Annotated in this window: 19 protein-coding genes and 1 riboswitch; of the genes, 3 read left to right on the forward strand and 16 right to left on the reverse strand. The window is 72.7% G+C overall.

Translation table 11 applies throughout. The features are described from left to right. Positions 1 to 30 precede the first annotated feature (30 nt). Complete coding sequence (locus SSP24_RS09805; protein WP_141308996.1) at positions 31 to 1,908, forward strand: DUF2264 domain-containing protein; 1,878 nt, start codon at positions 31 to 33, stop codon at positions 1,906 to 1,908. Here SSP24_RS09805 and cobC read toward each other — a convergent pair. The 6 genes from cobC to cobM are packed head-to-tail and all read right to left on the reverse strand — an operon-like array spanning position 1,856 to position 8,131. Beyond that, positions 1,856 to 2,911, reverse strand: coding sequence for an Rv2231c family histidinol phosphate aminotransferase CobC (cobC, locus tag SSP24_RS09810; protein WP_141308998.1), 1,056 nt, complete (start codon positions 2,909 to 2,911; stop codon positions 1,856 to 1,858). The two genes, SSP24_RS09805 and cobC, sit on opposite strands and share 53 nt — an antisense overlap. Continuing rightward, a complete protein-coding gene (locus SSP24_RS09815) occupies positions 2,901 to 3,830 on the reverse strand; it encodes a sirohydrochlorin chelatase (protein ID WP_141309000.1) in 930 nt (309 codons plus the stop codon). The genes cobC and SSP24_RS09815 overlap by 11 nt, the downstream gene beginning before the upstream one ends. Continuing rightward, the gene (locus tag SSP24_RS09820) at positions 3,827 to 4,414 is read right to left on the reverse strand and encodes a precorrin-8X methylmutase (protein WP_141309002.1); all 588 of its coding nucleotides are present in this window, start codon (positions 4,412 to 4,414) and stop codon (positions 3,827 to 3,829) included. Before SSP24_RS09820 ends, SSP24_RS09815 begins: the two co-directional genes overlap by 4 nt. Then, on the reverse strand, positions 4,411 to 6,084 hold the full coding sequence (gene cobJ / locus SSP24_RS09825) for a precorrin-3B C(17)-methyltransferase (protein WP_141309004.1): 1,674 nt from the start codon (positions 6,082 to 6,084) through the stop codon (positions 4,411 to 4,413). The genes SSP24_RS09820 and cobJ overlap by 4 nt, the downstream gene beginning before the upstream one ends. Beyond that, positions 6,081 to 7,316 (reverse strand): precorrin-6y C5,15-methyltransferase (decarboxylating) subunit CbiE, encoded by a 1,236-nt coding sequence (gene cbiE, locus SSP24_RS09830; RefSeq protein ID WP_141309006.1) that lies wholly within the window; start codon positions 7,314 to 7,316, stop codon positions 6,081 to 6,083. Before cbiE ends, cobJ begins: the two co-directional genes overlap by 4 nt. Continuing rightward, a complete protein-coding gene (gene cobM / locus SSP24_RS09835; RefSeq protein ID WP_141309008.1) occupies positions 7,313 to 8,131 on the reverse strand; it encodes a precorrin-4 C(11)-methyltransferase in 819 nt (272 codons plus the stop codon). The genes cbiE and cobM overlap by 4 nt, the downstream gene beginning before the upstream one ends. A gap of 82 nt (positions 8,132 to 8,213) precedes the next feature. Here cobM and SSP24_RS09840 point away from each other — a divergent pair, with 82 nt between their 5' ends. Next, positions 8,214 to 8,927: a ZIP family metal transporter gene (locus SSP24_RS09840; protein WP_141309010.1), complete on the forward strand. Its 714-nt coding sequence runs from the start codon at positions 8,214 to 8,216 to the stop codon at positions 8,925 to 8,927. Positions 8,928 to 8,959: 32 nt separating this feature from the next. On the opposite strand, the gene cobI is transcribed toward SSP24_RS09840, so the two are convergent. From cobI to SSP24_RS09890, 10 genes are all read right to left on the reverse strand, one after another. Next, entirely contained in the window at positions 8,960 to 9,691 is a 732-nt protein-coding gene (gene cobI / locus SSP24_RS09845; protein WP_141309012.1) for a precorrin-2 C(20)-methyltransferase, read from the reverse strand. Continuing rightward, positions 9,688 to 11,154, reverse strand: a complete 1,467-nt coding sequence (locus SSP24_RS09850) for a cobyrinic acid a,c-diamide synthase CobB (RefSeq protein WP_141309014.1) — start codon at positions 11,152 to 11,154, stop codon at positions 9,688 to 9,690. The genes cobI and SSP24_RS09850 overlap by 4 nt, the downstream gene beginning before the upstream one ends. Then, on the reverse strand, positions 11,151 to 11,750 hold the full coding sequence (gene cobO / locus SSP24_RS09855; RefSeq protein ID WP_141309016.1) for a cob(I)yrinic acid a,c-diamide adenosyltransferase: 600 nt from the start codon (positions 11,748 to 11,750) through the stop codon (positions 11,151 to 11,153). The genes SSP24_RS09850 and cobO overlap by 4 nt, the downstream gene beginning before the upstream one ends. Beyond that, positions 11,750 to 13,735, reverse strand: a complete 1,986-nt coding sequence (locus SSP24_RS09860) for a putative cobaltochelatase (protein WP_141309018.1) — start codon at positions 13,733 to 13,735, stop codon at positions 11,750 to 11,752. The genes cobO and SSP24_RS09860 overlap by 1 nt, the downstream gene beginning before the upstream one ends. Beyond that, entirely contained in the window at positions 13,732 to 17,385 is a 3,654-nt protein-coding gene (gene cobN / locus SSP24_RS09865) for a cobaltochelatase subunit CobN (protein WP_141309020.1), read from the reverse strand. Before cobN ends, SSP24_RS09860 begins: the two co-directional genes overlap by 4 nt. Beyond that, the gene (locus SSP24_RS09870) at positions 17,382 to 18,890 is read right to left on the reverse strand and encodes a cobyric acid synthase (protein WP_141309022.1); all 1,509 of its coding nucleotides are present in this window, start codon (positions 18,888 to 18,890) and stop codon (positions 17,382 to 17,384) included. The genes cobN and SSP24_RS09870 overlap by 4 nt, the downstream gene beginning before the upstream one ends. Further along, on the reverse strand, positions 18,887 to 19,840 hold the full coding sequence (locus SSP24_RS09875) for a cobalamin biosynthesis protein (RefSeq protein ID WP_141309024.1): 954 nt from the start codon (positions 19,838 to 19,840) through the stop codon (positions 18,887 to 18,889). Before SSP24_RS09875 ends, SSP24_RS09870 begins: the two co-directional genes overlap by 4 nt. A 102-nt stretch (positions 19,841 to 19,942) precedes the next feature. Further along, positions 19,943 to 20,083: riboswitch (cobalamin riboswitch) on the reverse strand. A gap of 167 nt (positions 20,084 to 20,250) precedes the next feature. Further along, positions 20,251 to 20,472, reverse strand: coding sequence for a hypothetical protein (locus SSP24_RS09880; protein ID WP_141309026.1), 222 nt, complete (start codon positions 20,470 to 20,472; stop codon positions 20,251 to 20,253). A 30-nt stretch (positions 20,473 to 20,502) separates the two neighbouring features. Further along, on the reverse strand, positions 20,503 to 21,744 hold the full coding sequence (locus tag SSP24_RS09885; RefSeq protein WP_141309028.1) for an inorganic phosphate transporter: 1,242 nt from the start codon (positions 21,742 to 21,744) through the stop codon (positions 20,503 to 20,505). 164 nt (positions 21,745 to 21,908) lie between these two features. Then, a complete protein-coding gene (locus tag SSP24_RS09890; RefSeq protein ID WP_141309030.1) occupies positions 21,909 to 22,658 on the reverse strand; it encodes a lysozyme in 750 nt (249 codons plus the stop codon). Positions 22,659 to 22,854: 196 nt separating this feature from the next. Between SSP24_RS09890 and SSP24_RS09895 the strand changes: the two genes are divergently transcribed. Continuing rightward, positions 22,855 to 23,595 carry a class II aldolase/adducin family protein gene (locus tag SSP24_RS09895; RefSeq protein WP_141309032.1) on the forward strand — a complete coding sequence of 247 codons (741 nt, stop codon included), beginning with the start codon at positions 22,855 to 22,857 and terminating at the stop codon, positions 23,593 to 23,595. Positions 23,596 to 23,749: the final 154 nt, after the last annotated feature.

Raw genomic sequence — 23,749 nt, forward strand, 5'->3', positions numbered from 1 at the left:
AGCCCCGACTGACGGAGGAACTGACCCCGTATGACCGACGTATCGCCCATCACCGGGTGGACCCGCGTCCACTGGGAGGCCATGGCCGACCGGTTGCTTGATGGGTTGCTGCCCTACGCCTCGCCCAAGTTCGCCCAGTACCGGCTGCCCGGGCCGCCCAGTCACTCGGGGGCCTGGTCCGATGGGCTGGAAGGCTATGCGCGGTCCTTTCTGCTCGCCGCCTTTCGTATCGCGGGCGCGCACGGGCGCGTCGGGCCGGAGCTCGTCGAGCGGTACGCCGTCGGGCTCGCCGCCGGTACCGATCCGCACGGGGACGAGCGCTGGCCGCCCATCACCGACCGTGCCCAGCCGATGGTCGAGGCCGCGTCCGTCGCCATCGCGCTGCACGAGTCCCGTCCCTGGCTGTGGGACCAACTCGACGACCGCGTACGCGAACAGGTCACCGACTGGCTCGGTGGATTTGTCGGCGCTCGTGCCAACGACTCCAACTGGCGGCTGTTCCAGGTCATCACCGAGGAGTTCCTCGCCTCGGTCGGCGCCCCGCACAGCCGCGCCGAGATCGACGCCGGGCTCGCGCGCCTGGACGACTGGTACCGGGGCGACGGCTGGTACACCGACGGGGACGGCCGGAAGTTCGACTACTACAACGCCTGGGCGCTGCACCTGTATCCGGTTCTTTGGGCCCGGATCGCCGGGCCCCGTGCGGACCGGCAAACGGTGGCTCGGCATCGAGCAAGACTGCGTACCTTCCTCGCCGCCCACCAGCACTTCTTCAGCTCCGACGGCGCCCCCGTCCACCACGGCCGCTCCCTCACCTACCGTTTCGCGACCACCGCCCCCCTGTGGGCGGGCGCCCTCGCCGACGCCACCCCGCTGCCGCCCGGCCGCACCCGCCGCCTCGCCTCGGGTGCCCTGAAGCACTTCGCCGAGCGCGGCGTCCCCGACGAGCGCGGACTGCTCACCCTCGGCTGGTACCGGCCCTTCCTCGGGGTGACCCAGCGCTACTCGGGCCCCGCCTCCCCCTACTGGGCGAGCAAGGCCTTCCTCGGTCTGCTGCTGCCCACCGACCATCCGGTGTGGACGGCGCCGGAAGAGCCCGCCCCCGTCGACACCACGGACGTCTGTCTCCCGTTGCCCGCCCCCGGCTGGTTGCTGCACTCCACCGCCGCCGACGGGATCGTACGGCTCGTCAACCACGGCAGTGACCGTCTCCCGCCGCCGCCCGCGACCGACGTGGACAGTCCCCACTACGCCAAGTTCGCCTACGCCAGCGCCGCCGCGCCGGAGACTCCGGGGCCGGGTCCGGACAACCACATCGCACTGCTCGCCCCGGACGGCACCCCTTCCCCCCGTGGCCGTATTCACCCGCTCGGCGTCGAGGGCCGCCGCGCTGCGTCCTGGCACCGTGCGGGGGAGGGGCGGCGGATCGAGACGGTGAGTGTGGTGCACGGGCCGTTCGAGGTGCGGGTGCACAGGCTCGATCCGTGCGCCGACTCGCCGGTGCGGGAAGGCGGTTGGGCGGTTGCCGACGATGGCATGCCGCCCACCGGTCACACCGGGCCCGGGTGGGCGCTGGCTCGCCGTGCCGACGGGCTGACCAGTGCTGTCGTCGGCCTGCACGGCTGGGGTGACATCGAGGGCACCGTCGCCCATGCCGTCGGCACCAACGCCGTCGGTCACCACTCCGCGACGCCCTGCCTCCAACGGGGCGCGGGCGCCCGCCTGCTGGTCACCCTGGTGGTGCTGAGTGCCGACCCGGACCTGGACCCTGTGACCGTGACCTCGGGTACGCGCGCCACCGTCGGCGCCGACGGCACCGTAGAGATCCGCTTCCCGGACGGCACCCGCGAGCGGATCAGCGGTCCGCCGGTGTCAGCGCCGTCTCAAGCGCCCGGAGGAACGAGTTGACCGTCGCCCGGTCCCGCACCGCCAGCCGCAGCCACTCCTCGTCCAGTCCCGGGAAGGTGTCCCCGCGCCGGACCGCGAACCCCAGATCGCGCAGTCGCCTGCGGACGGCGGCGGCTCCGGGCAGCCGTACGAGGACGAAGGGGCCCTCGGCCGGTTCGACGACCCGCAGCCCGGCGATCCGTGACAGCCCGGCGACGAGATGGGCCCGGTCGGCGGCGACGCGGTGGGCGGCGTGGGCCGCCTCCGCCAATGCCTGTGGCCCCACGCAGGACTCGGCGGCGGCCAGCGCGGGTGTGGAGACGGGCCACAGCGGCTGAGCGCGTTCCAGGTCCGCGATGGTCTCCGGGGACGCGAGGACGTACCCGATCCGCAGCCCGGCCAGACCCCATGTCTTCGTCAGGCTGCGCAGCACGACCAGCCCGGGGATGTCCGTCCGCCCGGCCAGCGCCTCCCGCTCACCCGGCACGGCGTCCATGAACGCCTCGTCCACGACCAACGTCCGCCCGGGACGGGCAAGTTGGGCGATGGCGGCCGCCGGGTGCAGTACCGACGTCGGGTTCGTCGGGTTGCCGATCACCACCAGGTCGGCGTCCTCCGGTACGGCCGCCGGATCCAGCCGGAAGCCGTCCTCCTCGCGCAGCAGCACCCGGTCGACGGTGTGCCCCGCGTCCCGCAGCGCGGCCTCCGGCTCGGTGAACTGCGGGTGGACGACGACGGGTTGCCGTACCTTCAGCGCCCGCGCCAGCAGCACGAACGCCTCGGCGGCGCCCGCCGTCAGCAGCACCCGCTCCACGCCGACCCCGTGCCGTGCCGCCACCGCGGCCCGCGCGCGCCGACCGTCCGGATAGGCGGCCAGCCCGGCCAGCGAGTCGGCGATCACCTCCTGCAGCCAGGCCGGGGGAGTGTCCGCGCGGACGTTCACGGCGAGGTCGACCAGTGCCGCGCCGTCGTCGCGGACCTCGGCGTCGCCGTGATGCCGCAGATCGTGCCCGTCAGTGGGCATGGGAGTGCGTGCCGTGGTGGTGATGGTGGTGCCCGTGGTGGTGGCCCTCGTCGTCGGGGTGGTAGTGCGGCTGCTGCGGCGCGCCCACCTTGTCCTCGAACCCGGGCAGCGCGATGCGGTACACGCACGAGTCGCAGTTCATCCGCAGATCGCCCCGCACGGCCTCCTCGTACCGCTCCATCACCAGATCGAGCAGCTCCGGCTCCGGACCGATGACGTCCGCCGAGCGCACCTCGACCTCGGGGTGCGCAGCCGCCCAGCCCTCGGTCTGCAGCCGCACCCGGTCCGGCAGGATGCCGGTGAAGAGGAAGTACGGCAGGACGACGATCCGGCGCGCGCCCAGCCGCACACACCGGTCCAGCCCGCTCGGCACGTCCGGCGCCGCCAGCGACACGAACGCCGTCTCGACCCCGGCGTACCCGCGCCCCTCCCACAGCAGCCGGGCGGCCTTGTGCACCTCAGCGTTGGCGTCGGGGTCGGTGGACCCCCGCCCGACCAGCAGCACGGTCACATCGGCACGGTCCCCGGGCCTGCGCCCCTCGGTGCCGAGCGCCTCGTCCAGCCGCCGCTCCAGCACCGACAGCAGCGCGGGATGCGGGCCCAGCGGGCGGCCGTAGGTGTACGAGATCCCGGGGTGCCGCTCCTTCTCGCGGGCCAGCGCGGCCGGGATGTCGCCCTTGGCGTGCCCGGCGGACACCAGCATCAGCGGCACGGCGGCGAAGCGGCGCACGCCCCGCTCCACCAGCTCGGTGACGGCGTCGCCCAGCGGCGGCGGGGACAGCTCGATGAAGCCGCCCGCGACGGGCAGGTCGGGGTGGCGGCGCCCCAGCTCCCGTACGAAGTCGCGGAACGCCTCGGCTCCGGCGTCGTCCCGGGTGCCGTGGCCGGCGATGAGCAGGGCGGGCGGCGGGGTGGTCACGGTTTCTCCTCGTACGACGTCGGGTGGTACAGCAGGGCGTTGAGCGCGGCCGCGGCGACCGCCGAACCGCCCTTCTCGGACACGTTGCTCACGGCGGGCAGTCCGCTCTCCCGCAGGGCCGCCTTGGACTCGGCCGCACCGACGAAACCGACGGGCAGCCCGATCACCAACGCGGGGTCGGCGTCCAGGGTCAGCAGTTCCTCCAGCGCGGTCGGGGCACAGCCGATCACCCAGATCGCGCCGGGACCGACGTCCTCGTACGCCAGCCGCACGGCGTGCGCCGAACGCGTCAGCCCCGGCCCGGACTTGGCGTCCTTCAGCCGGCAGACCGTGTCGCGCCGGGTGATCCCGGCCGCGACCATCTCGACGTCCACGACGACGGGGGCGCCGGAGTGCAGCGCGGCATGCGCCGAAGACAACTCGCCCTCCTCCATGACGAGGTCGGTCGCGTAGGCGAGGTCGGCGGCGGAGTGGATCACCCGCTCCACCACCGCCCGCGTGAGCGGCGGGAAGTGCGAGGTGTCCAGTCGGGCGCGCAGCCGCCGGAACGACTCCTGCTCGATGGGGTGGACCACACGGTTCACCGGGCCTCCTCCTGCTGCCAGCGGTAGCCGCGCGGCGTCACCATGCGCCCCGCGATCTCCCGGGTGGCCGTGTTGCCCACGGTCACGACGGTCATCATGTCGACCGTCGCCGGGTCGAGTGCGGTCAGGGTCGTCAGCCTGCTGGACTCGTCCGGCCGGGAGGCGTTGCGTACGACACCGACGGGCGTCGTCGGCGCGCGGTGCTCGGCGAGGATCGCCAGCGCCTTGGGCAGCTGCCAGTCGCGGCCCCGGCTGCGCGGGTTGTAGAACGTCACGACGATGTCCGCCTCGGCCGCCGCCCGCACCCGCCGTTCGATGACCTCCCACGGCGTGTGCAGGTCCGACAGGCTGATCGACACGTGGTCGTGCCCGAGCGGCGCGCCGAGGATCGCACCGGCCGCGAGCGCGGCGGTGACTCCGGGGACGCCCACGACGTCGATGTCGTCGCTCGCCTCCGCCAGCGCCGGTGAGGCCATCGCGTACACGCCCGCGTCGCCGCTGCCGATCAGCGCGACGGCCTGCCCCTTGCGCGCCTCCTCGACCGCCGTCCGCGCCCGCTCCTCCTCGGCGCCCAGCCCGGACTGGAGGATCCGGGTGCCGGGGCGCAGCAGATCGCGGATCTGGTCGACGTACTGGTCGAGGCCGACGAGCACGGAGGCGCGGCGCAGCTCCGCCTTGGCACGCGGGGTGAGCAGATCGCGGGCTCCGGGCCCGAGCCCGACCACCGCGAGCCGGCCGCGCGCGGGCCGCCGTACGACCGCACAGGTCGCCATCGCCGACTTCCGCTTGGGGACGACGAGTTCACCACAGCTGATCAGCGCCGACGCCTCCGCGACGGACGGGGTGCCGACGGCGGCGAGGGGCGCGTCGGAGGGGTTGGGGACCGTCACGGCCGCCAGCCGCTCGGCCGAGTGGGTCACGAGTGGCACACCGAGGCGCTCGGCTGCGGCGACGATCCCGGGTTCCTCGGCCTTGGCGTCGATGGTGGCGAGTTCGGCGATGCTACGAGGGGACAGGCCCGCCTCGCGCAAGGCGTCCTCGATCAGCGCGAGGACCTCGTCGACGGGGGCGCCCTTGGACGCGCCGACGCCGACGACCAGGGACGGCGGGCGGAGGACGACCTCGTGTGCCGCGGGCTGCACGGCACGATCGGTGACGCGGACGGTGTACGAGCCGTCCGCCACGACCGGCAGCGCGGGCAGCGGCCACGCCGACTCGACGCGCAGGGCGACCGGTTCGCCGTCCAGCAGGGCGCGGGACACGGCGGCCACGTCACCCTCCACGGGCAGGCCCAGCGTGTCCAGGCCCGCCATCCCGACGGAGTCCGTCGCCGTGGTCACCACGGGCTCGGCGCCCAGCAACTCGCCCACCTCTCGGGCGAGTTCATTGGCGCCACCGCCGTGCCCGCCCACCAGGGACACCGCGAACCGGCCCCCCTCGTCGACGCAGACCACCCCGGGATCGGACACCTTGTCGCCCAGCAGCGGGGCGACCAGCCGCACCACGGCACCCGTGGCCAGGAAACACACCAGCTGCTCGCACTCCCCGAACGCGGCCCGCACGGCGTCCCCCACGGGACCCTCGTACACCCGCGTCCGCTCCGGCCACGCCGCGGCCAGCCGGTCCCGCGCCGCCGCTCCCGCCGCCGTGGCGGAGATGAGGCCGATCACTGAGCGACTCCTTCGCTATGAGCCGGGGGCCGGACGCCCCACAGCAGAAAAACAGGGTTGGTGGCCGCCAGCCGGGTCACTTCCCCCGGCAGCGGCGCGAGCCGCGACGACTGCAACAGCACCCCGTCACAGTCGAACCCGGCGTCGGTGAGCGCCTCGCGCACCCCCGGCACCCGGTCCAGCGCGGCGAGGGCGACGACCACTGTCCGCCGCGCCCGCCGCGCGCACTCGGTGACGACGGCGGGCAGCTCACGCCCTCCGCCCCCGACGAACACCGCGTCGGGATCGTCGAGTCCGGCCAGCGCCTCGGGCGCCTCCCCGTGCACCACCCGTACGTCGACGCCGTGCGCCCCGGCGTTGGCCCGGATCCGCTCCACACCGTCCGCCGCCTTCTCCACGGCGACGACCGCGGCGCCCAGCCGCGCACACTCGACGGCCACCGAACCGGACCCCGCCCCGACATCCCAGACCAGATCACCGAGGCGCGGCCCGAGCCGGGCCAGGGCCAGCGCCCGCACCTCGAACTTGGTGATCATCGAGTCCCGGTGCGTGAACGCGCCCTCGTCCAGCGCCCACCCGGCGGGCCCCTCGGCAGGACCCGCGACGGTCCGTACGGCCCCGAGCGCCCGCCGCTCGTCCAGGCACAGCACGACACTCACCGCCGAACCCCAGTCCTGTGCCGCGGCCTCGGCGGGCGTCACCCGCTCCACCCGTTCCCGCGCCGGATCACCCAGCGCGGAGGCGACCACGAGGACGCGCTCGCTGTCCGCCAGCGCCGCGCCCAGCTCCGCCGGACCGGAGCCCGGCCCGGTCAGCACGGCGACTTTCGGGCGCGCCCGGCACACGTTCACCGCCGTGCGCAGCTCCCGCCCGTGCGCGCTGACCACCACCGCGTCGTCCCACGGCAGCCCGACGCGCGCGAACGCGGCGGCCACGGACGAGACACCCGCCCGGACGTCCAGCCGCTCCGCCCCGAACCGCTCGGCGAGCGCCCGCACGATCCCGAAGAACCCGGGATCCCCCGACGCCAGCACCACGACCGGCCGGTCCTTCTCGACGTACTCCGCGATGGTGTCGAGGGCGGGCGCCAGCGGCCCGAGCACGACCCGCTCGGCCGTCTCCGGCAGCCGTACCGCCTCCAGATGGCGCCGCCCGCCGACGACGAGTTCCGCGCCGGCGGCCACATCGTCCGGCAACGGCGCCCCCGTCCCCGTACCGACGACCCTGATCATGTGCTCGCACCCCGCTCCCGCAGGGCACGGCGGGCCTCGGGGTCGGCCTTGCGGTAGCCGTGGAAGTGGCCGGGGTGGTACAGGTGCGAGCGGGTGCCGTGCGCGTCGAGGGCCGGGCCGACCAGGAAGAGGGTGTGCTTCCAGAGCTTGTGCTCCTTCACCGTCTCCTCCAGCGTCCCGATCGTGCACTTCACGACCAGCTCCTCCGGCCAGGTCGCCTGGTACGCGACGACGACCGGCGTGGTCGTCGGATAGCCGCCCTCCAGCAGCTCCCGCACCAACTGCCCACTGCGGGCCGCCGACAGGAAGACGGCCATGGTGGTGCCGTGCCGGGCGAACTCGCGCACCTCCTCCCCGGGGGGCATCGGCGTCTTGCCGCCGCCGAGCCGGGTGAGCACGACGGACTGCGCCACCTCCGGGATCGTCAGCTCGCGTTGGGCGAGGGCGGCGACGGCGGAGAAGGAGGAGACGCCGGGCACCACCTCGGTCGCGATGCCGATCTCGGCACACCGGTCGAGCTGCTCCTGCGTACCGCCCCACAGCGCCGGGTCCCCGGAGTGGATGCGGGCGACTTTCAGCCCATCGGCGTGCGCTTTTCGGTACACGGCGACGACGTCCTCCAGCGACATCGTCGCCGAGTCGAGGATCTCGGCGCCCTCGCTCGCGTGTTGCAGGACCTCCGCCTGGACCAGGCTCGCCGCCCAGATCACGACGTCGGCCTCGGCGATGGCGCGCGCGGCACGGAACGTCAGCAGATCGGCGGCGCCGGGGCCGGCACCGACGAAGGTCACCTTGCCGGTGGGGGCTTCGGCCATGGGTTCGGATCCTCTCCTACGGATGTCAACGCGCGTGCGGCCGGATGTGCACGACCGCGCTCTGATCGGATAGCAAGGGCACATGGCGGTCTTCGTCGCGCTGGGCGCGTTCCTGATGACGCTGGCGGGTGGCTGGACGGCACAGCGCGTGACGGACCGCCGTCACCTCGTGCTGGGCCTGGCCGGCGGCCTGATGCTGGGCGTGGTCGGCCTGGACCTGCTGCCGGAGGCGCTGGACGCAGCGGGCACGGAGGTGTTCGGCGTACCCGCGGCCCTGCTGCTGTTCGTGACCGGTTTCCTCTTCGCCCATCTGGTGGAACGTCTGCTGGCCGCACACGGCGGCGACGAGCACCACCGCACGCCCGAGGTGGGCCTGACCGCCGCCGGGGCGATGGTCGTGCACAGCGCCATGGACGGCGTGGCGATCGGCGCGGCGTTCCAGATCGGCGAGGGCATGGGCGTGGCGGTCGCGGTGGCCGTCGTCGCCCATGACTTCGCGGACGGCTTCAACACCTTCACGATCACGACCCTGTACGGCAACGCCCGCCGCCGGGCGATCGCGATGCTCTTCGCGGACGCCGTGGCCCCGGTCGTGGGCGCGGCGAGCACCCTGCTGGTCAGCATCCCGGAGCCGGTACTCGGCGGCTACCTCGGCCTGTTCGGCGGAGCACTGCTCTACCTGGCCGCCGCCGAGATCCTCCCCGAGGCCCACCACAAACACCCCGCCGGGCCGACGCTGCTGTGCACCATCGGGGGAGCGGCGTTCATGTGGGTGGTGGTGGGCATCGCCGAGTGATCGCCTGGGCGTTGCAGCCCATCTCCTGGACGTCACAGCTTCCCGCCCCGTCCGCCGTCGCGCCGCGCGGGGGCGATGAGCGTGGAGAGGTACGGCAGCGGCGCCCCGTCGAGCTCACCGGCGGGCCGGATGGACTCCTCCGGCAGTCCCAGCGCCGATCCCCACACCGCCCCTTCGATCCGCCCGCTCTCGCGCAGCGCCTCCGCGACCTCACCGGCCTGCCGCCCGAACTTGTAGGCGACGACGGTCCCGGGCCCGTTCAGCGCGTCCTTCAGCACGGCGGCCCCGGCGGTCACCGGCACCAGCGTGAGCGGCTCGGTCCCCTCCGTCAGCACGGCACCCGACCGCGCGGCGAGGTCCTGCATGGCGGTGATGCCGGGCACGGTCTCGACGACGGTGCCCGGGACCAGCTCGGTGACGGTCTGGGCGAGATAGGTGAACGTGGAGTACACGTTCGGGTCCCCGATGGTCGCGAAGGCGACGGAGCCGTGCTGCCGCAGCAACCCGGCGACGCGCTCACCCGCCGCGTCCCACGCCGCCTCACGCCGAGCCCGGTCGGTGCGCTCGTTCAGCGCGAACACCACCCGGATGACCTTCTCCTCGGGCACGTAGTGCAGCACGGTCGCCTCGGCGCGCCCGCGCTCCCCGGTGTCCATCACCGGTACGACCACGATCTCGGCGGCGCGCAGGGCGTTGACGCCCTTCACGGTCACCAGCTCCGGATCGCCCGGCCCGACGCCCACTCCGATCAGCCTGCTGCTCATGACGTCCGGCACCTCTCCACGAACCGACGGGCGACACCGGGCTCGGACGCCCAGTGCGTGTGCAGATAACTCGCGTGCACGCCCTGCTGTACGAAACCTTCGACCCGCCGGACCGGCGCCCGCATGCCCCAGGCGGGTGCCGCCCCGGCCCCCGGCTCGACGACGGTCCGATGAAATTCATGCCCCCGCATCCGCGTCCCCGCCCCCGCGAGCACACTGTCACTCACGGCGACGGCGTCCCGGTAGCCGAGGGTGAGCCGCTCCGACATCCGCGCGGACACATCAAGCACCCCGCACATCGGCTGCCCGTCCAACTCCCGGCAGAGGTAGAGCAGACCGGCACACTCCGCCGCCACGGGCGCACCCCGCTCCGCGAGCGCGGCAACGGCCTTGCGCAGCGCCTCGTTGGCCGACAACTCCCCGGCATACACCTCGGGGAACCCGCCCCCGATGACCAGCCCGCTCGTACCTTCGGGCAGCTCTTCGTCCCGCAACGGATCAAATACGACGACCTCGGCCCCGGCAGCGGCAAGCAGCTCGGCATGCTCGGCGTAGGAGAAGGTGAACGCCTCTCCACCGGCGACGGCAACAACCAGCCCGTCCGGCGTTTGAGGACGAGGCCATTCAGGCCGACCGGGGGTCCAGGGGGCGGAGCCCCCTGGCGGGGTCGAAGGGGCGGAGCCCCTGGAGGACGGGAAGGGTAGGGGCGGCGGGGGCGAGGAATCCAGGACCTCACCCGCATCCCAAGCCGCACAAGACAACGCCCCCGCACCACGCGCCAGCCCCAGCAACCCCTCCAGATCGCACCCGGCCTCCACCTGCGCAGCCATCGCCGCGACCGCCTCCACGGCGGCAGCCCCCCGCTCGGCAACAGGCACCAGCCCCAGATGCCGCGACGGCGTCTGAACCTGAGCCACCCGCCGCAGCACCCCCAGCACCGGCACCCCGACCGACTCCAACGCCCCCCGCAACAGCTCCTCATGCCGATCCGACGCGACCTTGTTCAGGATCACGCCCCCGACCCACACCTCCGGATCCCACGACACAAACCCGTGCACCAGCGCCGCCACCGACCGCGACTGCGACGACGCGTCGACGACCAGCACCACCGGCGCCCGCAACAGCTTCGCCACATGAGCCGTGGACGCCAGCTCACCCTCCCCCGCGGCCCCGTCGTACAGCCCCATCACACCCTCGACGACAGCGACATCGCACCCGCGCGCCCCATGCGCGAACAGCGGCCCGATCAGCTCCGGCCCGCACAGATACGGGTCGAGGTTCCGCCCCACCCGCCCGGTCGCGAGCGCGTGATACCCGGGGTCGATGTAGTCCGGCCCGACCTTGTGCGCAGACACGGCGAGCCCCCGCGCGGCGAACGCGGCCATCAACCCCGTGGCGACGGTGGTCTTCCCGCTCCCGGAAGCGGGCGCGGCGATGACCAGCCGAGGGACGGAGGACGTCACCACTCGATGCCCCTCTGCCCCTTCTGCCCGACGTCCATCGGATGCTTGACCTTGGACATGTCGGTCACGAGATCGGCGAAGTCCACCAGCTTCTCGGGCGCGTTCCGCCCGGTGATCACCACATGCTGGGTCCCGGGCCGGTCCCGCAGCACGGACACGACCTCGTCGACGTCCACCCACCCCCAGTGCATGGGATAGGCGAACTCGTCGAGCACGTACAGCTGATACGTCTCGGCGGCCAGGTCCCGCTTGACCTGTTCCCAGCCCTCCCGGGCCTTCTCCTCGTTGTCCATCTGGGAATCCCGCTGGACCCAGGACCACCCTTCGCCCATCTTGTGCCAGGCGACGGTCCCGCCCTCACCGGAGTCCCCGAGCACCCGCAGCGCCCGCTCCTCGCCGACCTTCCACTTCGCCGACTTGACGAACTGGAACACCCCGATGGGCCACCCCTGGTTCCAGGCCCGCAGCGCCAGCCCGAAGGCGGCGGTGGACTTGCCCTTCCCGACCCCGGTGTGCACGACGACGAGCGGTCGGTTCCGTCGCTGACGGGTCGTCAAACCGTCGTCCGGTACGACACTCGGCTGTCCCTGAGGCATTACGCGGCCCTCCTCTGTACGTCCTTCACCAGCCCGGCGATCGAGTCGGCCCGCAACTCGTCCAGCGTCACCGCCGTACCACCCAGCTCACCCGCGAGCTGCCCCGCGAGCCCCAGCCGCACGGGCCCCGACTCACAGTCCACGACCACCGAGGCGACCCCCTCGGCGGCGAACAACCGAGCCGCCCGCCCGGCCAGCACGACCGGCTCCGGACCACCGGTGGCCCGCCCATCGGTCACCACCACGACCAGCGCCCGCCGCGCCGGATCCCGCAACCGCTCCACACGCAGCACGTCATGCGCCCGCAGCAGGCCCGCCGCGAGCGGCGTACGACCCCCTGTCGGCAACGACTCCAGTCGAGCCGCCGCCGCGTCCACGGACGAGGTCGGCGGCAGCGCGACCTCGGCACCGGCACCCCGGAAGGTCACCAACCCCACCTTGTCCCGCCGCTGATAGGCGTCCAGCAGCAGCGACAGCACGGCCCCCTTCACGGCACTCATCCGCTGCCGAGCCGCCATGGACCCGGAGGCGTCGACGACGAACAGCACGAGATTCCCCTCGCGCCCCTCCCGAGTCGCCTGCCGCAGATCGTCCCTGCGCACGACCAGCCCCGGCCCGGAACGCCCCCGCGCCCGCTGATGCGGGGCCGCGGCCTGCACGGTCGCTGCCAGATGCAACTTGGTCAGGGCGCCCCGCGGCCGCCGGGCGCCCGTCGTCCGCCCGTGCTCGGTCCGCGCCCGCGAACGCCGCCCGGCGGCACCCTCACCGATCCCGGGCACGCTCAGCGCCTTGATCCGAAACGGCTCCGCAGCCCGTACGGAGGACTGCTCGCCGCTTCCACCGGGCAGCTGATCGCCCTCACCGGACTCGGGCCGCGCAGCCGCGTCCCCGCCCTGCGGCCCGTCGCCGGGTGTCGGCTCACCGCCACCCCCACCATCGGGCCCGTCCGGGCCGCCGGGATCCGGATCCTCGTCGCCGCCGAACTGCTCCAGCGTCTCGTCCAGCTTGTCCTCGTCGAGCCCCGGTGCGTCGAAGGGATTGCGCCGGCGCCGGTGCGGCAGCGCCAGCAGCGCGGCCTGCCGCACATCCTCCGCCAGCACATCGGTCCGGCCCGCCCACGCGGCCAGCGCCGTGGCGGTGCGCGCCATCACGATGTCGGCGCGCATGCCGTCCACCTCGAAGGCCGCACAGGTCGCCGCGATCTGCCGCAACGCCCCGTCGCCCAGCCGCACGGACGGCAACAACTCCCGTGCGGCGGCAATGCGTTGGCGTACAACGGCTTCCTCGTCCGCCCAGCGCGCCGCGAACCCGGCCGGATCGTCGTCGTACGCGAGCCGCCTGCGTACGACCTCCACCCGCTGGTCGGGCTCCCGTGAGGCCGCGACCTCGACGGTCAGCCCGAACCGGTCGAGCAGCTGCGGCCGCAGTTCGCCCTCCTCCGGGTTCATGGTCCCGACGAGCAGGAAACGGGCGGCATGCCGTACGGAGACGCCCTCCCGCTCGACGTACGAGGCCCCCATCGCGGCCGCGTCCAGCAGCAGGTCGACGAGGTGGTCGTGGAGGAGGTTGACCTCGTCGACGTAGAGGATCCCGCGGTGCGCGTCGGCGAGCAGCCCGGGCTCGAAGGCCTTCACGCCCTCGGCGAGCGCCCGCTCGATGTCGAGCGCACCGACGAGCCGGTCCTCGGAGGCGCCGACGGGGAGTTCGACCATGCGCGCAGGCCTGTGCATCCCGGGGTCGGCCTCGTGAGGCCCGTCCGGGCACGCGGGATCGGGAGCGGCCGGGTCACAGGAGAACCGGCACCCGGGCACCACGGCGACCTCCGGCAGCAGCGCCGACAGCGCCCGCACCGCCGTCGACTTGGCCGTGCCCTTCTCACCGCGCACCAGCACACCGCCGACCGCCGGCGACACGGCGTTCAGCAGCAGCGCGAGCCGCAGATCGTCCTGGCCGACGACGGCCGTGAACGGAAACGGGGTGGTCACTTGTCGTCGCCCTCCAAGTCGCCTTCCAGCTCCAGGTACGTGGCGCGCAGCCGCTCAAGCGTCTCCGCGTCCGGCTCCGCCCACAGCCCCCGGTCGGCGGCCTCCAGCAGCCGCTCGGTGATACCGCGCAGCGCCCACGGGTTGGACTTCTTCATGAAGTCCCGGTTCTCCGGGTCGAAGACGTACTCGGCGCTGAGCTTCTCGTACATCCAGTCGTCGACGACCCCGGCGGTGGCGTCGTAACCGAAGAGGTAGTCGACGGTGGCCGCCATCTCGAAGGCGCCCTTGTAGCCGTGCCGTCGCATCGCCGCCATCCAGCGCGGGTTGACCACGCGGGCGCGGAAGACCCGGTGGGTCTCCTCACCGAGGGTGCGGGTCTTGACCTGGTCGGGGGTGGCCGAGTCACCGACGTACGCCTCGGGGGAGGCGCCCGTGAGATGCCGGACCATGGCGATCATGCCGCCGTGGTACTGGAAGTAGTCGTCGGCGTCGACGAGGTCGTGCTCGCGCGTGTCGACATTCTTCGCGGCGACCGCGATCCGCTTGAACGCCGTCTCCATGTCCCCGCGCGCCGCCCGCCCGTCGAGCCCGCGCCCGTACGCGTAGCCGCCCCAGACGGCGTACACCTCGGCGAGGTCGGCGTCGGAACGCCAGTTCCGGGCGTCGATCAGCGGCAGCAGCCCGGCACCGTACGCCCCCGGCTTCGACCCGAAGATACGAGCCGTCGCCCGCCGCCGGTCACCGTGCTCGGCGGCGTCCTGCTCCACGTGCGCCCGTACGTAATTGGACTCGGCCGGTTCGTCCAGCTCGGCCACCGCCCGCACCGCGTCGTCGATCAGCCCGACGACATGCGGGAACGCGTCCCGGAAGAAGCCGGAGATGCGGACCGTGACGTCGATGCGCGGTCGGCCCAGCTCGGCCAGGGGGATCACCTCGAAGCCGGTCACCCGGCGCGAGGCGTCGTCCCACACCGGGCGGCAGCCCAGCAGCGCGAGGATCTCGGCGATGTCGTCGCCCTGGGTGCGCATGGCCGACGTACCCCAGACCGTGAGGCCCACGGACTTCGGGTACTCCCCGTTGTCGGCGAGGTAGCGCTGCACCAGCGAGTCCGCCAGCGACTGCCCGACCTCCCAACTCAGCCGGGAGGGAATCGCCTTGGGGTCGACGGAGTAGAAGTTCCGGCCGGTCGGCAGGACGTTGACCAGGCCACGGGTCGGCGAACCCGACGGGCCCGCCGGGACGTAACCGCCGTCCAGGGCCTTGAGGATGTGGCCGATCTCGTCGCTGGTGCGGGCGAGGCGCGGTACGACCTCGGTGCAGGCGAAGGTGAGGACGGCGACGGCGTCCGGCAGGTCGGTGCCGAACACCTCCCGTACGAGGGCAGTGCTCTCGGACGCCACCCAGCCGCGGGCCTCCATGCTCTCGGCGATCCGTCGGCACAGCTGCTCCAGCAGATCGATCGCGTCGGCGGCCGTACGAGACGGACCCTCGACAAGTTCCGTCAGCTCGACCGGCACCTTCACGGCCGCGCCCGGCTCGGCGAGCAACTCCTTCTCGTCGAGTCCGAAGTGCGCGGCCAGCGAGGCCCGCAGTCCCGGCAGTGCGTTCGCCTGCCCGCCCCACACCTGCGAGGCCCGCAGCACGGCGAGGACGAGGTTCACGCGCGGCTCACCCACCGGCCCGCCGCCCAGGATGTGCAGCCCGTCCCGGATCTGCACGTCCTTGATCTCGCACAGATAGCCGTCGATGTGCATCACGAACTCGTCGAACTCGTCGTCGTCCGGCTGCTCGTTCACATGCAGGTCGTGGTGCAGCTCGGCGGCCTTGACGAGGGTCCAGATCTGCGCGCGGACCGCAGGGGCCTTCGCCGGGTCCAGGTCGGACACGAGCGCGTACTCGTCGAGCAGCTGCTCCAGCTTGGCCAGATCGCCGTACGTGTCCGCCCGCGCCATCGGCGGGACCAGGTGGTCGACCACCGTGGCGTGCCCGCGCCGCTTGGCCTGGGTGCCCTCGCCGGGGTCGTTGACGATGAACGGGTAGATCAGGGGCAGGTCCCCGAGGACCGCGTCCGGGGCACAGCCGCGCGACAGCCCCAGCCCCTTGCCCGGCAGCCACTCCATCGTGCCGTGCTTGCCCATGTGCACGATGGCGTCAGCGCCGAAGGAGTTTTCGAGCCACCGGTATGCCGCCATGTAGTGGTGGGACGGCGGCATGTCCGGGTCGTGGTAGATCGCGATCGGGTTCTCGCCGAAGCCGCGCGGCGGCTGGATCATCACGACGACGTTCCCGAACTGGAGGGAGGCGAGGACGATGTCGTCGCCGTCGACGTACAGCGACCCCGGCGGCTCGCCCCACGCCTCGGTCATCGCCTCCTTGAGTTCCGGGTCGAGCCTGTCGAACCACGCCCGGTAGTCGGCCAGCGGCACGCGCGCGGGCGCGGCAGCCAATTGCTCCTCGGTCAGCCACTCGACATCGTGCCCACCCGCCGCGATGAGCCGGTGGATCAACTCGTCGCCGTTGTCGGGGTATTCGGTCAGCCCATACCCGGCCTGCTTGAGTGCGTCCAGGACTCGCACCGCCGACGCGGGCGTGTCGAGGCCGACCGCGTTGCCGACGCGCGAGTGCTTGGTCGGGTAGGCGGTGAAGACCAGCGCGAGCTTCTTCTCGGCGTTCGGCTTGTGCTTCAGCCGCGCATGCCGTACGGCGATCCCGGCCACCCGCGCCGCCCGCTCCGGGTCGGCGACGTACACGGGCACGTCGTCCGGTCCCTGCTCCTTGAACGAGAACGGCACGGTGATCAGCCGCCCGTCGAACTCCGGGATCGCGACCTGCATCGCCGCGTCCATGGGGGACAGGGCGGCGTCCGACTCGTCCCAGGCGGCTCGCGAGGAGGTGAGGCACAGGCCTTGCAGCACCGGGACGTTGAGCTCGGCGAGCTGCCCGATGTCCCACGCCTCCTCGTCGCCACCCGCCGAGGCGTGCGAGGCGTGCGTGCCGCCCGCCGCGAGGACGGTGGCGACCAGGGCGTCGGCCCGCATGAGGATTTCGTACAGCCCGGCGTCCGCGCCACGCAGCGAACCGCAGTACACAGGCAGGGCGTTGGCACCCCGCGCCTCAATCGCGTCGCACAAGGTGTCGACGAAGGCGGTGTTGCCGCTGAGCTCATGGGCCCGGTAGAACAGCACGCCCACGGTCGGACGGCCCTCTTCGAGGGCACGGGAGCCATGGACGCCGTACTCCGGCATCTTCTGCGGCTCGACGAACCCCTCACCCGTCAGCAGCACGGTGTCCGACAGGAACCGCGCCAGCTCGGTGAGGTTGGCGGGCCCGCCCTCGACGAGGTAGCGCAGCGCCTCCGCCACGACACCGGCGGGCACGGACGACTCCGCCATCAGCTCGGCGTCCGGCACGGCCTCGCCGCCGAGCAACACGGTCGGGATCCCCGAGGACTTGAGCCTCGCCAGCCCGTCCTCCCAGGCCCGCTTGCCGCCCAGCAGTCGTACGACGGCGAGGTCCGCGCCGTCGATCAGCGCGGGCAGCTCGCTGTCGACGTCGACGCGGGTCGGGTTGCCGATCCGGTAGGGGGCGCCGGAGGCACGGGCCGCCAGCAGATCGGTGTCGGCGGTCGACAACAACAACACAGTGCTCATGCGGGCGCTCCCGGTGGAATGAAAGGCAGTCCTTGCGGCGCGCCGGACTCGATGAGCCGCCACAGCGCGTCCGTGTCCGCGTGCTGTTCGATCAGGTCGCCGAGCCGGTCGAGCTGCTCCTCGCGGAGCGCGGCGAAGGAGGTGCCGGGCGCGGGCACGAAGCGGCGGCCCGCGGCGGCGGCCACCTCGCGCAGGAAGGCCCGCCGGAAAGCGTCCGACTCCAGCGAGCCGTGCCAGTGCGTGCCCCAGGTCTGCCCGACCCGGCAGCCGTCCAGGAAGGGCTCGCCCCCTGATATGTCGGCGACCCCGTGGTGGATCTCGTAACCCTCGACGCGCTCCCCGAGGGCCTCGCCGACGGGCCGGGTGAGGGTCTTCTCCCGGGCGAACCGCACCCGGACGGGCAGGACCCCGAGGCCGTCGACATGCCCGCGCCGGCTCTCCACGTCGTCCTCGATGTGCTCGCCGAGGATCTGGAAGCCGCCGCAGATCCCGAGCACGGGCCTGTGCTCGGCGGCTCTGCGGGCGATGGCCGCCGCGAGCCCCCGCTCGCGCAGCCACTCCAGCGCCCGTACGGTCCCGCGCGTCCCCGGAATCACCACCAGATCCGCGTCCGCCAGCTCCTCCGGCCGGTCCACGAACCGCACCACGACACCGGGTTCGGCGGCGAGGGCGTCGACGTCCGTGAAGTTCGACATCAGCGGTACGGCACACACGGCGACGCGCAGCACGTCCTCACCGACGGGCGGCGCGACGACGGACTCCCGGACGGTCCCGCGCATTGAGACGCGCAGTCCGTCCTCCTCGTCGATCCCGAGCCCGTGCCGGTACGGCAGCACACCGTACGTCCGCCGCCCGGTGAGCGACTGGAGCATGTCCAGCCCCGGTTCCAGCAGGGAGACATCCCCACGGAACTTGTTGACGAGGAACCCGGCGACGAACTCCTGGTCCTCCGGCGACAGCAGCGCCACGGTCCCGTAGAAGGAGGCGAAGACCCCGCCGCGGTCGATGTCGCCGACGACGAGCACGGGGAGCCGGGCGCCCCGGGCGATGCCCATGTTCACGATGTCGGTCCGGCGCAGATTGATCTCGGCCGGGCTGCCTGCCCCCTCACAGATCACCGCGTCATACGTGCCCCGCAGTTCGGCAAGACAGTCGAGCACGGTGCCGAGGAGCCGCTGCTGCCGCCCCCCGTGATATCCGCGCGCACTCATCTCACCGACCGGCTTGCCCAGCAGCACCACCTGGCTGCTCTGCTCCCCACCCGGCTTGAGCAGCACGGGATTCATCAGCGCGGTCGGCTCCACACGGCACGCCTGCGCCTGCATGGCCTGCGCCCGCCCGATCTCGGCACCCTCCCGGGTGACGAACGAATTCAGCGACATGTTCTGCGCCTTGAACGGCGCGACCTTCACCCCCTGCCGCACCAGCCAGCGACAGATCCCGGCGGTGACGACACTCTTACCGGCGTCGGAGGTGGTACCGGCGACCAGCAGTCCCCCGCTCATGACGTACGCCCCTTCTTCAGCATCCGTGCGCCTGCGGCCGCGCCCGCGCACACGCCGAGCGCGAGCCGGCCGACGCGCCGGGAGAGCCGTACGGCCCGCTCGATGTCGGCGACCCCGACCGCACGCCCTCGGCCGTTGAGCACAGGCCGGTGCTCGACCCGCCCTCCGTACGACAGGGTCCCGCCCAGCCGCACCCCCAGCGCCCCCGCGAACGAGGCCTCCACAGGCCCGGCGTTGGGGCTGGGATGCCGGCCGGCGTCCTCGCGCCAGGCCCGTACGGCCGCGCGCGGATCCGGTCCGGCGAGGGCGGCCAGCACGGCGGTCAGCCGAGCCCCCGGCCACCCGGCGAGGTCGTCGAGCCGAGCGGAGGCCCAGCCGTATCGCCGGTACTTGGGCGACTTGTGCCCGACCATGGCGTCCAGCGTGTTGACGGCCCGGAACCCGACCAACCCGGGCACCCCGCCGACGGCCCCCCACACCAGTGCTCCGACCACCGCGTCGGAGGTGTTCTCGGCCACCGACTCGACCACGGCCCGGGCGATCCCGTCGGCGTCCAGCGCCTGCGGATCCCGCCCGCACAGATGCGGCAGCCGAGCCCGCGCCCCCTCGACGTCCCCCGCCTCCAGGGCACGCCCGACGGCGCGCGCCTCCCGGGCCAGCGAAGTCCCCCCGACGACGGCCCAGGTGGCGAGTCCGGTGAGGGCGACGGAGGCGGCGGGGGAGGACCGTACGACCCTGTGGGCGAGGGCGCCGAGCGCGACGGCGCCACCGGCGCACACGGCGGTGTGCGCCGCACCCCACGCGCGGTGGTCGCGCCACAACACCCGTTCCACAGCGGCGGCGGCCCGCCCGAACGCGGCGACCGGATGTCCGCGGCGCGGATCGCCGAGGATCAGGTCGCCGATGAGGCCGGCGGCGGCGCCGTACGCGAAAACGCGATCGGCACGCATCGGGCTCAGCCGGCCGCAGGGTCGGGCAGAGACCTGGTTCTGGACCTCACTGGGCAGCCGAGCATCGCGTTATGTCCTCACTCAGGGTGTCCACGCCCTGGTTCGACGAGACCGGCGGTGAGAGTTCCTGGCTCCCGGGGAGTTCCTTCCCCGGTCACAGTGGCGGGACCGCGCCGGATTCGCACCGGCTTCCTCTCTTGCCGCCGTACATGGCCCCGGAAGTCCACCACGGGGCCGGAACAGCCGTCAACTTGCCGTTGACCTGCGGCGGGGCAAGTGTGCTGAGGCCCACACGACACGTGCGGCACTGGTCCCGCACAGGTGCGCGTCCCCATCACCGGCGCACGCCGAAGCGCCCTGCCCGAGCCCTCGTTGGGGGCATCGTGCAGGGCGCGGGTCGCCGACGGCCGTCAGGCCACGATCAGATAGATCCCGTATCCCACAGCCGCCGCGCAAGCTGCGAACGCGGCGTACGCGCCGGTCACCGCCAGCGCCGCCGACTCGCCCTGCTGCGCCGCGCGTTCGCGCCGCGACAGGCCGGTGATGCCGAGGGTGAACAGGCCCACCAGGGCCACCGTGACCACGAGGCTGACGCCGAAGACGGAGCCGAGGGCCGCCCAGTCGATCTTCATCTGCTGCTGCTTCCTTCAGTAACCGGGTGCTCAGACGGTGGCCTGAGAGGGCGTCGGCTCCGCGGCCGTCTTCGGTGCGGGGATCGTGGCGGCGAGGTCGTCCACCGGCGTGCCGGCCGGGGGCGGCGTCACCGCGGCCATCGCCGCCGTCACCACGCCGGCCGGTTCCTCGTCCGTGTCGTTGACGTTCGTGTGGTCCACGACCTCGCGGCGGGAGATCTTCCAGATCGCGGCGCTGGAGCCGACCAGGAAGACGGCGACGAGGGCGGTGCCCCAGGGGCCGAAGCCGGTCACCCACTCGGCGATCGCGCCGACCAGCGCGGCGGCCGGGAGCGTCAGACCCCAGGCGGCGAACATCCGGGTCGCCGTCGACCAGCGGACCACACCGCCCTTGCGGCCGAGGCCCGCGCCCATCACCGAGCCGGAGACGACGTGGGTGGTGGACAGGGAGAAGCCGAGGTGGGAGGAGGCCAGGATGGCCGTGGCCGCGCTGGTCTGGGCGGCGAAGCCCTGCTGCGGCTGGAGGTCGGTCAGGCCCTTGCCCATGGTGCGGATGATGCGCCAGCCGCCGAGGTAGGTGCCGAGCGCGATGGCCAGGCCCGCGGAGAGGATGACCCACATGGGCGGGTCGGAGTCGGGGGCGAGGGTGCCGCCGGCGACCAGGGCGAGGGTGATGATGCCCATGGTCTTCTGCGCGTCGTTGGTGCCGTGGGCCAGGGAGACCAGGCCCGCGGAGGAGATCTGGCCGGCGCGGTAGCCCTTCGCGGCCGCCTTGCCGTCGGCCTTCCTGCCGAGCCTGTACGTCAGCCGGGTCGCGATCATCGCCGCGACGCCCGCGACCAGCGGGGCCGCGATCGCCGGGATCAGGACCTTGGTGACGAGCACGTCGCCGTGCACCGCGCCGACGCCGGCCGAGGCGACGGTGGCGCCGATCAGGCCGCCCATCAGGGCGTGCGAGGAGGAGGACGGCAGGCCGACGAGCCAGGTCAGCAGGTTCCAAAGGATCGCGCCGACCAGGGCGGCGAAGATGACCTCGGGACGGATGCCGCTCTCGTCGACCAGGCCCTTGGAGATCGTGTTCGCGACCTCCACGGACAGGAAGGCGCCGACCAGGTTGAGGACGGCGGACATGGCCACCGCGACCTTGGGTCGGAGGGCACCCGTCGAGATGGTGGTGGCCATCGCGTTCGCGGTGTCGTGGAAACCGTTCGTGAAATCGAACGCGAGTGCGGTTACCACCACAATCGCGAGGATCAGCGAGATGCCTTCCATTTACCCAGGCAATCGTTCGAGGTCATTGGCTGGACGACCGTAGGTAACCCAGGTGAACGAAAGGTGAACTGAGGGGGGCTTCCGAGTGTCCTTAGGTGGGGGCCGCCGTACCCCCCGGAATCGACGGCCCCCGTGCCCCACCGCCGGGCCCCCACCCCGTACGGCTAGGCGCCCTTCGCGAACCGCTTCAGCTGGGTCATCGACCCGTTGAAGAGATTCTGGTCACCCGGCAGGCTGCCGCTGTTGTCGTACTGCCAGAAGGTCCACAACGACCACCCCGCGGGCAGTGTGCCCGCCGTCGCCGAGTCGTACCGCGCGATCCACAGGGCGTGGTCGCGCCCGAAGGCGCGGCTGCCGCCCGTGCAGGTGTTCCACCAGTGGGTGGTGGTGTAGATCACCGGACGGCGGCCGGTGCGCCGCTTCACCTCGTCGCTGAAGGCCTTGATCCAGGCGACCATCGTCGCCTTGCTCAGGCCGTAGCACTTCTTCTTCTTGTCGTACGGGTTGTACTCGATGTCGAGCGCGGGCGGCAGCGTCCAGCCGTCCGGCTGCCAGTCGCCGCCGTTGCGGACGAAGTATGCCGCCTGGGTCTTGCCCGACGACTTGTTCGGCAGGGCGAAGTGGTACGCCCCACGGATCAGCCCCGCGTTCCGCGCGCCGCTGTACTGCCGGCCGAACTGTGGGTTGCGGTAGGTGGTGGACTCGGTCGCCTTGACGTAGACGAACCGCGCGCCCTTCGCCCTCGCCTGCTGCCAGTCGACGTTCTTCTGGTGCGACGAGACATCGTGTCCCTTCGGCTTGCTCGCCGCGGCGGCCGGAACCTCGGCCAGCGCGGTCCCCCCTATCGTGAGCGCCGCCACCGAGGCCGCGAGGATGCGGCCGCGACGGCGGGACGGTTTGTGGTCACGAGCCATGTTTCCCCCCGAAATGGCGACGTGCATGACAAATCCACCGAGAGCGTAGTGGAAGATCGTTGAATGCTCATCGATCTCCGGCCAAGCGGGAGCAGAAGGGGACGAAGGGTGATCTGCGCCCTGCCGGAGGTGCCGGTTCCCCCCTACAGTGCGCCCGCGCCGGGACGCGCCGGGGGCCGACTGGCAGGATCGCGGCATGGCTGAACAGCGGTGGGAACAGCGGGATCAGCGGGATGCCCGGGGCGTCTCCACAGGCGCTCAGGATGCGCCGGAGTACCGGGGGAGCGGTGTGCCCGACGAGGAGGCCCGGGCCTGGGAGCAGCTCGTGGCCACGGCCCGCCGGACCGTGGCCGACGGACTGGTCGTCGGGACGTCCGGCAATGTCTCCGTACGCGTCGGGGACACGATCCTCGTCACTCCGTCGGGCGTCCCCTACGACCGGCTCACGCCGGACGACATGACCGGCGTCGACCTCGACGGGCGCCAAGTGCGCGGCACGCTCGTACCGACCAGCGAACTGCCCATGCACCTCGCCGTCTACCGCACCACCGACGCCCGCGCCGTCGTCCACACCCACGCCGTGCACGCCACCGCCGTCTCCACGCTCGTCCCGGAACTCCCGCTGATCCACTACATGGCCGCCGCGCTCGGCGGGCCCGTCCGGGTCGCCCCCTATGCGACGTACGGCACCGACGAGTTGGCCGAGAACATGCTCCGCGCCCTGTCCGACCGCTCCGGCTGCCTCCTCCAGAACCACGGCACCATCACCTACGGCACGACCCTGCCCCAGGCCTACGACCGCACGGCCCAGCTGGAGTGGATGTGCCGACTGTGGCTGACGGCGTCCTCCGTGCCGGGCCGTTCGCCGTCACTGCTGTCGGAGGAGCAGTTGAGGGAGGTGGGGGAGCGGCTTCGGGAGTATGGGCAGCGGGGGTGAGGTGGGGGCGGCATTGGGGGGTGCGGTAGCGGGTGTGGAGGCGTGGAGCGGCATTGGGGGGTGAGCAGCGGGAGTGAGGCGCGGAGTGGCTTGGGGCACAGGCGGCGGGAGTGAGGCGCGGAGCGGGGAAGGCGTCGATCCCGGTCTGCGAGGG

This window comes from Streptomyces spinoverrucosus, assembly GCF_006539505.1.
Taxonomy (GTDB): Bacteria; Actinomycetota; Actinomycetes; order Streptomycetales; family Streptomycetaceae; genus Streptomyces; species Streptomyces spinoverrucosus.